General features: G+C 72.3%; 13 protein-coding genes. 9 read left to right on the top strand and 4 right to left on the bottom strand.

The features are described from left to right. Window positions 1-234 precede the first annotated feature (234 nt). The 3 genes from OO68_RS12985 (at window position 235) to OO68_RS12975 (ending at window position 2,647) form a co-directional block, all read left to right on the top strand. Complete coding sequence (locus OO68_RS12985; protein WP_033308449.1) at window positions 235-435, top strand: DUF4236 domain-containing protein; 201 nt, start codon at window positions 235-237, stop codon at window positions 433-435. An 84-nt stretch (window positions 436-519) separates the two neighbouring features. Continuing rightward, the gene (locus tag OO68_RS12980) at window positions 520-2,049 is read left to right on the top strand and encodes a helix-turn-helix domain-containing protein (RefSeq protein ID WP_033308448.1); all 1,530 of its coding nucleotides are present in this window, start codon (window positions 520-522) and stop codon (window positions 2,047-2,049) included. 52 nt (window positions 2,050-2,101) lie between these two features. After that, window positions 2,102-2,647, top strand: a complete 546-nt coding sequence (locus tag OO68_RS12975; RefSeq protein ID WP_033308447.1) for a DUF488 domain-containing protein — start codon at window positions 2,102-2,104, stop codon at window positions 2,645-2,647. Window positions 2,648-2,651: 4 nt separating this feature from the next. On the opposite strand, the gene OO68_RS12970 is transcribed toward OO68_RS12975, so the two are convergent. Continuing rightward, window positions 2,652-3,302, bottom strand: coding sequence for a hypothetical protein (locus tag OO68_RS12970; RefSeq protein ID WP_078625270.1), 651 nt, complete (start codon window positions 3,300-3,302; stop codon window positions 2,652-2,654). A 126-nt stretch (window positions 3,303-3,428) separates the two neighbouring features. Beyond that, window positions 3,429-4,502, bottom strand: coding sequence for a type I phosphomannose isomerase catalytic subunit (locus tag OO68_RS12965; RefSeq protein WP_033308446.1), 1,074 nt, complete (start codon window positions 4,500-4,502; stop codon window positions 3,429-3,431). 296 nt (window positions 4,503-4,798) lie between these two features. On the opposite strand from OO68_RS12965, the gene OO68_RS12960 reads away from it, so the two are divergent. From OO68_RS12960 to OO68_RS12935, 6 genes are all read left to right on the top strand, one after another. Next, a complete protein-coding gene (locus OO68_RS12960) occupies window positions 4,799-6,265 on the top strand; it encodes a Y4yA family PLP-dependent enzyme (RefSeq protein WP_033308445.1) in 1,467 nt (488 codons plus the stop codon). Next, a complete protein-coding gene (locus tag OO68_RS12955; RefSeq protein ID WP_033308444.1) occupies window positions 6,262-7,581 on the top strand; it encodes a pyridoxal-phosphate dependent enzyme in 1,320 nt (439 codons plus the stop codon). Before OO68_RS12960 ends, OO68_RS12955 begins: the two co-directional genes overlap by 4 nt. A 5-nt stretch (window positions 7,582-7,586) precedes the next feature. Further along, window positions 7,587-8,783, top strand: coding sequence for an aminotransferase class V-fold PLP-dependent enzyme (locus OO68_RS12950; protein ID WP_245236956.1), 1,197 nt, complete (start codon window positions 7,587-7,589; stop codon window positions 8,781-8,783). A gap of 90 nt (window positions 8,784-8,873) precedes the next feature. Continuing rightward, complete coding sequence (locus tag OO68_RS12945; protein ID WP_033308442.1) at window positions 8,874-9,638, top strand: class I SAM-dependent methyltransferase; 765 nt, start codon at window positions 8,874-8,876, stop codon at window positions 9,636-9,638. 150 nt (window positions 9,639-9,788) lie between these two features. Then, window positions 9,789-10,088: a hypothetical protein gene (locus OO68_RS12940; RefSeq protein WP_033308441.1), complete on the top strand. Its 300-nt coding sequence runs from the start codon at window positions 9,789-9,791 to the stop codon at window positions 10,086-10,088. A 68-nt stretch (window positions 10,089-10,156) separates the two neighbouring features. Next, a complete protein-coding gene (locus tag OO68_RS12935; RefSeq protein WP_033308440.1) occupies window positions 10,157-10,468 on the top strand; it encodes an ArsR/SmtB family transcription factor in 312 nt (103 codons plus the stop codon). Window positions 10,469-10,472: 4 nt separating this feature from the next. Here OO68_RS12935 and OO68_RS12930 read toward each other — a convergent pair whose 3' ends face one another. Both OO68_RS12930 and OO68_RS12925 read right to left on the bottom strand, forming a co-directional pair. After that, window positions 10,473-11,126, bottom strand: coding sequence for an ABC transporter ATP-binding protein (locus OO68_RS12930; RefSeq protein WP_033308439.1), 654 nt, complete (start codon window positions 11,124-11,126; stop codon window positions 10,473-10,475). Beyond that, window positions 11,119-12,096, bottom strand: coding sequence for an ABC transporter ATP-binding protein (locus OO68_RS12925; RefSeq protein WP_033308438.1), 978 nt, complete (start codon window positions 12,094-12,096; stop codon window positions 11,119-11,121). The genes OO68_RS12930 and OO68_RS12925 overlap by 8 nt, the downstream gene beginning before the upstream one ends. Between the last annotated feature and the right edge of the window lie 6 nt (window positions 12,097-12,102).

The raw sequence follows: 12,102 nt of genomic DNA, 5'->3' as shown, positions 1-12,102 counted from the left end.
CTTGGCCGATCCGCTAAGGTAAGGCTAAGTTAGGTAACCCTTACCGCCGGACTCGATGGCGGCGTGCGGCTGCGGTGCTCTCTCGGCAGATATCTCGATGTCGAGATAACTCTAGTACACCCGGGCCGGTTGGTCATGCCCCGGCACCCGCCCCGCGGTCATGTGCGCCCTTTTCCCGGGTATCCGAACCACGTACGAACCGGATGTCCCCGCACGACGGAGGAGGAGACAGGCATGCCGCTCACGTTCCGCAAGAGTTTCCGGATCCTTCCGGGGGTGCGCCTGAACATCAACAAGCGCTCCTGGTCCATCACCACCGGCGGCGGAAAGAACGGCCCGCGCTACACCCGCAGCAGCACAGGACGTCGCACGACATCGATGGACCTGCCCGGACCTTTCGGATGGCGGCGCACCACGAAGGCGCGCCGACACTGAGGGAACCGGGCGGCCTTGACGTCCCGTCACCCGTTCGGACCCCCCGGCCGGGTGTCATCTCATATCTGAGATAACCTCAACCCCATGGCAGACGACTACCTCGTACGCATCGGCAAGCTCATCCGTGACGCCCGGCAGCACCGGGGCTGGACGCAGTCGCAGCTTGCCGAGGCTCTCGGCACCAGCCAGAGCGCCGTCAACCGGATCGAGCGCGGCAACCAGAACATCAGCCTTGAGATGATCGCGCGCATCGGGGAGGCCCTCGACAGCGAGATCGTGTCGCTGGGCTACGCCGGTCCGATGCATCTGCGGGTGGTCGGCGGGCGCCGTCTTTCCGGTGCCATCGACGTGAAGACGAGCAAGAACGCGTGCGTGGCACTGCTGTGCGCCTCCCTGCTCAACGAAGGGCGCACGGTACTGCGCCGCGTCGCCCGCATCGAGGAGGTGTACCGCCTTCTGGAGGTGCTGAGCTCCATCGGCGTACGCACCCGGTGGATCAACGACGGCGTCGACCTGGAGATCGTGCCGTCGGCCGAGCTGGACCTAGCGGCGATCGACGCGGACGCGGCCCGCCGCACCCGCTCCATCATCATGTTCCTCGGCCCGCTGCTGCACCGCATGGACCACTTCAAGCTGCCGTACGCCGGCGGCTGCGACCTCGGTACACGCACGGTCGAGCCGCATATGATCGCGCTGCGCCGCTTCGGCCTCGACATCGCCGCCACCGAGGGCCAGTACCACGCCCAGGTCGACCGTGCCGTCAGCCCCGACCGCCCGATCGTCCTGACCGAGCGCGGCGACACGGTGACGGAGAACGCGCTGCTCGCGGCCGCCCGGCACGACGGCATCACCGTCATCCGCAACGCCTCGTCCAACTACATGGTCCAGGACCTGTGCTTCTTCCTGGAGGCGCTCGGGGTCAAGGTCGACGGCATCGGCACCACCACGCTCACCGTGCACGGCGTGCCGACCATCGACGTCGACGTCGACTACTCCCCGTCCGAGGACCCGGTCGAGGCGATGAGCCTGGTCGCGGCGGCCGTGGTCACCGAGTCGGAGCTGACGGTCCGCCGCGTGCCCATCGAGTTCCTGGAGATCGAGCTCGCGGTCCTGGAGGAGATGGGCCTCGACCACGACCGCACGCCCGAGTACTTCGCCGACAACGGCCGTACCCGGCTGGTGGACCTCACCGTCCGGCCCTCCAAGCTGGAGGCGCCGATCGACAAGATCCACCCCATGCCGTTCCCCGGCCTGAACATCGACAACGTCCCCTTCTTCGCGGCCATCGCGGCGGTCGCCCAGGGCCAGACCCTCATCCACGACTGGGTCTACGACAACCGCGCGATCTACCTGACCGACCTGAACCGCCTCGGCGGCCGCCTCCAGCTCCTCGACCCACACCGGGTCCTGGTGGAGGGCCCGACCCGCTGGCGCGCCGCCGAGATGATGTGCCCGCCGGCCCTGCGCCCCGCGGTGGTCGTCCTGCTGGCGATGATGGCCGCCGAGGGCACGTCGGTGCTGCGCAACGTGTACGTCATCAACCGGGGGTACGAGGACCTGGCGGAGCGACTGAACTCCATCGGGGCGCAGATCGAGACGTTCCGGGACATCTGACCGGGAGCACGTCCGCAGGTGTGAGACCGCCGGAACGGGAAAGTCCGCCCCTGTGGACGCGCACCTGCTGACCTTCGGTCACAGCACCGCCGGCCGGGACCGGATCGGCGCGTTGCTGCGCGGTGCCGGGGTGACGGCCGTCGTGGACGTGCGGACCGCTCCCGGCAGCCGCCGGGATCCCGACCTGCTGCGGGAGCGGTTGGCGGAGTGGCTGCCGGGTGCCGGGATCGGATACCGGTGGGAACCCGACCTCGGCGGGTTCCGCCCCCTGCCCGCGGACAGTCCGGACGTGGTGTGGCGCAACGAGTCCTTCCGCGGCTACGCCGCCCACACCCGCTCCCCCGAGTTCGTCTCCGCGATGGACCGCCTCCTGCACGAGGCGGCGGGCGCCCGCACGGCCGTGATGTGCAGCGAGGCCGTCTGGTGGCGCTGCCACCGCCGGCTGATCGCCGACTTCGCGGTGCTGGCCCGCGGCGTACCGGCCCACCACCTCATGCACGACGGCCGGCTGAGCGCCCATGCCCCGACGCCCGGCGCGCGACTGCGCGGTGACGGGCTGCTGGTGTACGACGCCCCCGCCGAGTCACCCCGGGGCTGAGCCGTCAGTACAGCTTGTTCACCGCCGTGACGGTCGTGGCCTTGAAGTCCGCGACCTGCGCGTGCTGGAAGTTGCCCATCTGGCCCCATCGGACGACCGTCACGGTCGTGCCGTCGCGGCCGACCGAGAAGAGGCCGATGTCGGAGGAGCCCCAGGCGGAGGCGGTGTGGATGCCGTAGACGTCCGCGCCCTCCTCGACGTTCAGCCGGCCGTAGTACTTCTGCGTCGCCGTGATGTCCGGGTCCTGCTGCATCAGCTTCTTCGCACAGCCGGCGAGGCCCTTGCGCAGCAGTGCCGCGAAGTCCTTCGCCCGCTGTTCGCTGCGCTCCACGACCGTGATCTGCTGGGCACCCGTGTCGTACTCGGTCCAGTAGTCCCGGTGCGTGGTGATGGACGGCAGCGCGTCGCCCACGCAGATCGGCAGCGGGTCGGGCTGACCGGCCGTGACCGGACCGGCGTACCAGGGCGACGTCGGGTGCGGCGGCAGGTCGGCCGGCTCCAGGAACCGGGGTGTGCCGGAAGCCGGCGTGGTGGCGGCGACGGCCGGGACGGCGGCTGCGGCCACACCGGCGACGGCCGCCAGCGCGGCCACGGTGGTGCGGATGCCTCGGTTCTGGCGCATTCCTCGGGTACGGATCTTCACGGTCTCCCCCATTGCTTTCCCCCGGTTTCCCCGGTCGAGTGCTCGGGCTTGTGCCCTTGCCCCCTGTACGACCCGCCACCGGCCGCATGCGTTGCCCTGCCGGCCTGCTACGGATCCGTCCCGGATGTCACCGGTCCGCTACCGCGGTCCGAGTCCCTCGCCGAGGGCGGCGACGGCGGCCGGGCCGTGGCCCGCGGCGAGGAGAGGGCCGCGGATGTCGTGCTCCAGGTCGGGGACGTAGCCGATCAGCAGGTCGCCGGAGCCCTGGATGCGGAGCTCGCCGAGGACGGCGGGGAGGAGGAGGGTGCGGGCGCGGTCCAGCAGGCCGGTCCAGGGGCCGGCGGTGACGGTGACGGGGGCGCCGACGTTGGTGAGGATCCGCACGGTCGAGAAGCGGTACGACAACGGCGTCGCCGGGCCGGCGGACCAGCGTTCGAGGGCGAAGTGCGGGCCGGCGCAGAGCACGGTGCGTACGACGCCGTCGTCCGAGGGAACGCTCAGACCGGAGTGGAACCCGGGCCGGGGGCCGGGGCGCCATTCGTCGAGCAGACGGTCGAGGTTGGCGTGCCACTCGTCGTCGGGGACGGGCGAGCCGTCCTCCATGCGGCGGCGCATGGCGTGCTGCTGGATGTCGGACGTCTGCTCGATCTCGTAGACGAGGGTGTCCGGGCCGAAGCTGTGCAGGGTGCCGCCGGGGACGTAGACGGTCTGTCCCGCGCGGACCGGCAGGCGGCGCATGACCGCGTCGAAGTCCTGGGCCAGCAGCGCCTGGTGCAGGGTGTCGCGGTCCACGCCGTCCTGTACGCCGACCAGGGCGGTGGCGCCCGGTGCGGCGTCCAGGACGTGCCAGGCCTCCGTCTTGCCGTTGGGTTCGCCCTCCAGGCGCCGGGCGGTGGCGTCGTCGGCGTGCAGATGCACCGGGAGCGCACCACGGCCGTCGATGAACTTGGTGAGCAGCGGGAAACGGGGGCCGGGCGGGAGCCGGGGGCCCAGCAGTTCGTCCGGGTGCTCGGCCGTGATCTGCCGCAGGGTGCGCCCGGCGAGGGGGCCGTCCAGGACGGTCGAGGCATCGCCCTCGACGTCGCTGACCTCCCATGTCTCGGCGACCGGCCCGTCGGGCAGGCCGCCGCGGCCCAGCCGCTCGGCGATGGCCCGGCCGCCGAAGACGTGCTGCTTGACGGGGGTGGTGAGCCGCAGCGGGTGCCAGTCCACGTCCCTCCTCGGACGGGTCGGTGCCGGTCTGCGGCCGGGGTACCCCCGGGGCGTCAGGAGCATGCGTGGCGCACGGGGCGTGTCCGCGCCGGGCCGCGGACCGCGGATGCCGCCGCCTCGCGCCCGGCGCGCGCCGCCGCCCGGCCCGTGATCCGCTTCACACCGGCCAAGGTCCGGGCCCTGGCCTTACAGGGCGTAAAGCGACCGAAGAATGGATATGGGCTATACGGCGATACGCGGGGAGTGTCCGACGTGCCCGGATGACGGGTGCGGCGGCCTCAGGAGGGGGAGCGCGCATGGACGGCCGGCCCTTGTATCTCGAACCGCGGCTGGAGCCAAGGCTGAGGTCGCTCGTGGCGGCGCACGGCACGCTGCACTCGATCGTCGACGCCCTCGGCTCACCCCTGCACGTCGTGGTGCCGGACCAGATCGCCGAGAACCTGGAGCGGTTCCGGTCGGTGTACCGCTCGCACCACCTGTCGGGCCAGGTCTTCTACGCCCACAAGGCCAACCGGTCCAGCGCGCTGCTGCGGCGGCTCGCCGCGACGGACGCGGGCGTGGACGTCGCGTCGCTGGGCGAGTTGCAGCACGCGCTGGGTGCCGGGTTCGGTGCCGGCCGGATCACGGCGACGGGGCCGAAGAACCCCGAGTTCCTGTGGCTGGCGGCCCGCGCGGGTGTCACGGTCAGCGTGGATGCGCTCGCCGAGCTGGACCAGCTCGCCGCCCTGGTGCGCAAGCACACGCTCGCCCCGGTACGGGTGCTGCTGCGGCTGTCGGGCTTCGAGACGTCGGGGGTGAAGGTGCTGAGCCGGCGCAGCCGTTTCGGCACGCCCGTAAGGGAGTTGGAGCTGCTGCTGGAGGCGGTCGAGCGGCATGCCGACGCGGTCGATCCGGCGGGGGTGGCCTTCCACCTGGACACGACGAGCGTCGCGGAGAAGGCGACCGCCCTCGAAGGGAGCCTGGCCGCGCTGGAGTTGTGCCGGAGCCGGGGGCTGCGGCCGCGGGCCGTGGACATCGGCGGCGGCTTCGGCATCGGCTATCTCGCCGAGCGTGAGCAGTGGGAGGCGTACACGACCGCGCTGACCGCGGCCGTGCTCGGCCGGCGTCCGCCCCTGACGTGGGGCGGGCACGGCTACGGGCTGCGCAACGAGTCCGGCACGCTGCGCGGCACGCTCGGTCTGTACCCCGCCCACCGGCCCGTGGCCGGCGCCGCCTACCTGGACGAGCTGCTGTCCCAGCCCGCCCCCTCGCTGGGCGGGCGCCCGCTGGCCGCGCTGCTGCTGGAGCACCTGTACGACCTGCACACCGAGCCCGGCCGGGCGCTGCTCGACCAGTGCGGACTCACCCTCGCGCGTGTCCTGGAGGTCCGCACCCAGGAAGGCGGCGGGGAACTGCTCGTACGACTGGCCGCGAAGGCCGACGACATCGCGCTGGAGGACCACGGAGTGCTCATGGACCCCGTGGTCGTCCCCCGGAGCGGAGCGGGGCCGGGGGACGGGCCTGTCGCCGTGCACCTCTTCGGCAGCCTCTGTCTGGAGACCGACCTGATCACCCGGCGCACGGTGTTCCTGCCCCGCCGCCCGGAACCCGGCGACGTGCTGGCCTTCGCCAACACCGCCGGCTACGCCATGGACTTCCACGCCACCCGCGCCCAGCACCAGCCCGCCGCCGGCAAGGTCGCCGCCTGGCAGGACGGCGACGCCTGGCGCTGGTGCCTCGACGACCAGTTCTGGCCGATCACGCCCGCGAGGGGAGCTCAGTGAGGTACGACAGCATCACCGAGGCGATAGGCAACACCCCTCTGGTGCGGATAGACCCGGCGGTGCACGGCCTGCGCACCATCGATCTGTACGCGAAACTCGAAATGCTCAACCCCTTCGGCTCGGTCAAGGACCGGGCCGCCTGGAGCATGGCGGGGCCCCTGCTGGCCGAGGCGGTCGAACACGGCAGCCAGGTGGTCGAGTTGTCCAGCGGCAACACGGCCAAGGCCCTCGCGGTCATCGCGGGCATGCACGGCCTGGGCTTCAAGAGCGTCACCAACCGGATGCGGGTCCCGGAGATCAAGGACCTCCTGCTGCTGCTCGGGGCGGAGATCGAGGAGCTGCCGGGGCAGAGCGAGTGCCTGGACCCCACCGCCACGGACGATCCGCTGACCCTGTTCCACCGCACGCTCGCCGCTTCGGGCAGCGCCTACCTGCACACCGACCAGTACTTCAACCCGCGCAACACCGAGGCCCATCTCACCGGCACCGGCCCGGAGATCGTCAAGGACCTGGACGGCCGTGTTCCGGACTGGTTCGTGGCCTGTGTGGGCACGGCCGGGTCCTCCACGGGCGTCGCCCGCGCACTGCGGGAGGAGGATCCCTCTGTGCGGGTGGTCGGTCTCGTGGCGGCCAAGTCCGACTTCATCCCCGGGATCCGCACCATCGACGAGGTGCAGGAGGTGGGCCTGTTCGACCCGGAGACGTACGACACGATGGAGTCGGTCACCGCCGACGAGGCGATCGAGGGAATGCTGACCCTGAACCGCCGCTGCGGCATCCTGGGCGGGCCCACCGGAGGGGCGGCCTACTTCGGCGCCGTCCGCCATCTGCGGCCTCTGGACGAGGAGTCGGAGGAACGGCGGACGGCGGTGTTCATCGTCTGCGACCGGGTGGAGAGCTATCTGAGCTACGTCCGGCAGCGGCGGCCCGATCTGCTGGGCCGCCCGCCCCGGAAGAACTCGGCGGCCGACCTGTCCGACGCCGAGGTCGGCGGGGCGCCGTCGGTCACCGTGGCCGAGGCCCGGCGCTGGATCGAGGGCGACCGGCCGCTCGTGGTCGACCTGCGCAGCCCGTACGCGTACGCGGCGCTGCACATCGACGGTTCGGTCAACATCGTCGACGAGCTCTTCGCGGAACTCGTGCGGGGCGGCCTGCCGTTCAGCCGGCGCCGGCCGGTGCTGCTGGCCTGCCCGGTCGGTGAGCAGTCCGCCCGGTACGCGGCACTGCTGACCCGGATGGGCCATCCGGACGTGCGCAGCCTGGCCGGCGGCATCATCGCCTGGCGGGACGCGGGCGCGCCCCTGGTGCGGGACTGACCGGCGTGAGCACGCCGAGCGGCCGCGAGGAGCAGGAGCGGTGGCAGCGGGCGCTGCGCGCCCAGTTCCCCATCGTCACCGGGCATCCGGGGCTGGCGTACCTGGACAGCGCGGCCACGGCGCAGAAGCCGCAGGCCGTCCTGGACGCCGTGCAGACGTATCTGACCACCTCCAACGCCAATTCCGCGCGCGGCACCTACACCTGGGCCAACCGGACCACGGAGCTGGTGGAGCGCACCCGCGGGCGCGTCGCCCGGTTCCTCGGGGACGACCGGCCGGAGCGCTCCGCCGTCCACTTCACCGGCGGCACCACCGAGGGGCTGCGCACCATCGCCCGCGACTGGCTGCCGGGCTTCCTGCACGACGGTGACGAGATCGTCGTGCCGGACGCCGATCACCAGGCGAACATCGTGCCCTGGCTGGAGGCGCAGCAGTCGCTGGCACGGGAGGGGGTGCACGTGCGGGTGGTGCCGATGCCGTACCAGAGCGGCTCGGGGGACTACGACCACCGGGCGCTGGCGGAACGGGCCGGGCCGCGCACGCGGTTCGTGGCCACCACCCATGTGCACCACGTCTACGGCGGCGACATGAACGTGCACCGCATCCGCGAGGCCATCGGCCCGGACGCGGTCATCTGCCTGGACGCCGCCCAGAGTGTGGGTCATCTGCCGGTGTCCGTGGCGGTGCTGGACGTCGACTTCGTGGTGTTCTCCGGTCACAAGGCACTGGCTCTGCCCGGTTCGGGGGCGGTCTGGGCCCGGCAGGCACGCGGGCCGGAGTTCGTGCCCGGCGGGTGGAGCGGCACCCCGAACACGGTGGGCATCGCCTCGCTCGAAGCGGCCCTGGACTGGCTGGAGGCGGCCGGTGTCGACCGGATCGAGCGGTGGACGGGCGACCTGGCGGTCCGGCTGACCGAGGGGCTGCGCCGGCTGGACGCCTACGAGATCCTCGGCTGCCCGCTCAGTCTCGCCGCCGACTCGGCCGTGCAGCGCCGCCAGGGCATCGTGACGCTGCGGCACCACGCCATCGACTCGGGTGACCTGGGGTTCATCCTGTTCAGCCACGGGTTCATGGTCCGCTCCGACCATCACTGCCAGGGCGACGCGGGCGAGAAGACCGGTTCGGTGCGGGTGAGCCTGCATGTGTACAACACGGTGGAGGAGGTCGACCGGCTGCTGTCCGTTCTCGCCTCACTGGCGTGACACCGGCAACTAAGCATAATGGGAACCGTTTCCACCTGTAGGCTCGGGCCGTAACGAGTCAGGTGCGAGACGACGAGGTGGATCGACCGGATGGGGCTGAGTCTGGCGACGGCGGAGCGATGGGTGGAGCGCTGGGAGCTCCAGCAGCAGCGGTACGCCGTCGACCGCGAGGAGCGGTTCACGGTGATCGCCGATGTCGTCGAGCACGTCACGGCGGGGCGCGCGGCCCCGCCTCTCGTAGTGGACCTCGGCTGCGGGCCGGGCTCGCTGGCGGCCCGGCTGATCCGGCGGCTGCCGGACGCCGAGATCGTGGCCGTGGACCGGGATCCCGTCCTGCTGGAGCTGGGCCGCACCCACCACCCGGACGCGGCTCGCTACGTCGACGCGGAGATCGGTGCGCCCGGCTGGGTGCGGGCCCTGGATCTGGACCGGCCCCTGGACGCGGCGGTGTCCACGACGGCCCTGCACTACCTGGACCGCGACACCCTGCTCGGCACCTACCGGCAGCTCGCCGGGCTGCTGCGGCCCGGCGGCGTCCTCGTCAACGGCGACCACCTCCCCCAGGGCGAGGCGGGCCCGGCGGGGATCGCCGCCCATGTCGGGCGGTGCCGGGCCGACCGGCAACGCGTGTTCGCCCACGAGGACTGGGGCTCCTGGTGGGCCGCGGTCGGCGACGACCCGGAGCTGACCGACCTCCTCACCGAGCGCCGGCGCCGCGAAGCCCCTCTCGGCACCGCACGCCCCGCCGAACTCCCCCTCTCCGGCCACCTGGAGCTCCTGCGGCAGGCCGGCTTCGCCAAGGCCGGCCCGGTGTGGCAGTACGGCGACAGCTGCGTGGTGGTGGCGGTGCGCTAGACCGGCGATTCACCCGTGCGCCCCGCCCCGGATGCGGGGCGCGGCAGGTCCCCGCACAATACATGCAGGAATCGCTATATGTTAATGTCGCCATGTCCGGCCCGGGTCGAACCGTCACGGCCGGCACCAGCACACGCAAGGAGCTCAACCATGTCCACCGCCCAGCACATCACCCACGAGGACCACGCGCACACCCACGGCGAGGACTGCGGACACCTCGCGTTCACCCACGGCGACCACACCGACTACGCCCACGACGGCCACATCCACCGGACGCACGACGGCCACACCGACGAGTGCGCGACCGACGGCCACGCGGTGCACCGGAACCACGACCACGAGCACGGCGACGACTGCGGCCACCTGGCCGTGCGGCACGACGACCACACGGACTACGTGCACGACGGCCACCGGCACGCCGCTCACGAGGGACACTGGGACGACCACTGACGGCAGCAGCCGCCCCCAGCCAGGCGGAGAACGAACTGGGAATCGTTGTCATATGCTAATGTATGCATATGACAACGACGCCCTCTCCCCCGACGGACGAGCCGGATCCGACCCTGCAGGCGGCCGGCGAGCTGCTGCGCGCCCTGGCCTCACCCGTCCGGCTGGGCATCGTGCGGGAACTGGCCGGCGGCGGAAAGTACGTCCATGAACTGGTGACCGCCCTGGGCGTCAGCCAGCCGCTGGTCTCCCAGCACCTGAGGGTGCTGCGCACCTCCCGGATCGTCACCGCCCGGCGTCAGGCCCGCGAGACGCGGTACACCCTCACCGACGACCATGTGGCGCACATCGTGCTGGACGCCATCCGGCACGTACAGGAGTAGCGCCTCAGGCCAGGCTGTCCCACTGGACGGTGCGGTCGCACCAGCGCCCGAGCAGGGCGCGGTCGTGGCCGACGGCCAGCAGGGCGGCGCCCGTCGCGGCCCGGTAGTCCTCGACGGCCGCGACCAGGGCTGCGGCCGTCGAGGCATCGAGCATGGCGGTCATCTCGTCGCACACCAGCAGGCGCGGGCGCAGCGCCAACGCCCGTGCCAGGCAGGCGCGTTGCAGCTGCCCGTCGCTGACCTCGTGCGGCCGCCGGGTCAGCAGGTCGGGGGTGAGACCGACCGTGGGGGCCAACTCGGCGATCCTGCCCGGTACTTCCGCGCCGCGACCGGTGGCGCGCAGGGGCTCGGCGATCAGGTCGGTGAGCGCCAGCCGGGGGTCCGCGGAGAGTCTGGCCTGCTGGAAGACGACCCCGAAGGCGGTGCGCTTCTCGCGTGGGGCGCGGTGGCGCCAGCGCCGTACGGGCTCGCCGTCGAGGAGCAGGGTGCCGGAGTCGGGGCGGTGCAGCAGGGCCGCGACCCGCGCGAGGGTGGACTTGCCGCAGCCGCTCGGGCCGAGCAGGCCGACGGACTCGCCCGACGCGACGGTCAGGGACACGTCCCGGACCACCGGGGCGTTCCTGGCGTATCCGGCGGTGATGGAGCGCAGTTCAAGCACGGACGTCCTCCGGCACGTGCGGGTGGTGGCAGGCGACCGTGCCGGGGGGCGGCTCGGTGGCACAGGTGTCGGTGGCCCGGTCGCAGCGGGCGGCGAAGGCGCAGCCGGCCGGGAGGTCGCCGAGTTCGGGCGGCATGCCGGGGATGGGAGTGAAGGCGCGGTCGGGCAGGGCCTGGAGGAGGCCGCGGCTGTAGGGGTGGCGGGGTCCCGGTGAGCCGAAGAACGCGGCGGCGTCGGCGAGTTCGACGATCCGTCCGGCGTACATGACCGCGACCCGGTCCGCGATGCGCTCGGCGGCCGCCAGATCATGGGTGATCATCAGCAGGGCCCGTCCCCTGCCGCCCTCGCCCGGGTCATCGACGTGCCGGCGCAGTTCGTCGGCCGTACGGTCCACCAGGTCGCGGTCGAGTCCGGTGGTGGGTTCGTCGGCGAGCAGCAGGGGCGCGTCGCCCACCAGGGCAAGGGCGGTGGCGGCGCGCTGGGCGAGACCGCCGGAGAGCTGGTGGGGGTGGCGGTCGAGGTGGTCCGCGGGGAACGCGGCCCGTTCGGCGGCGGCCTCGGCGGCGGCCCGCAGGGCGGCTCGTCCCCGGGTCGTGGTCAACGTGGCGACCGTCTCCTCCAGTTGGGAGCGGACGGTGCGGACCGGGGTGAGGTGGGCGGCCGGGCTCTGCGGTACTAGGCCGATGAGCCGCCCTCGTACGGTGCGGGCGAGGGTCCGCTCGCCGGCCGTGAGCAGGTCGAGGTCACCGAGGAGGGCCGAACCGGCGGTCTGGGCGTTGCCGGGGAGCAGTCCGAGCAGGGCGGAGGCCAGTACGGACTTGCCGCAGCCGCTCTCCCCGATCAGGGCCAGGCACTCGCCGGGTGCCACGTCGAACCGCGCGTCGGTCACGGCGGCGACGCGGCGCCCACCGGGCATGAGGAACCGCACGGACAGGCCGCGCACCGACAGCACGGGGGGCATGGAGTCCATACCGGT

This window comes from Streptomyces iakyrus (assembly GCF_000717055.1).
Lineage (GTDB): Bacteria > Actinomycetota > Actinomycetes > Streptomycetales > Streptomycetaceae > Streptomyces > Streptomyces iakyrus.
Note: the sequence above shows the minus strand (reverse complement) of the source record. Positions and strands in the feature narration are given on the sequence as shown.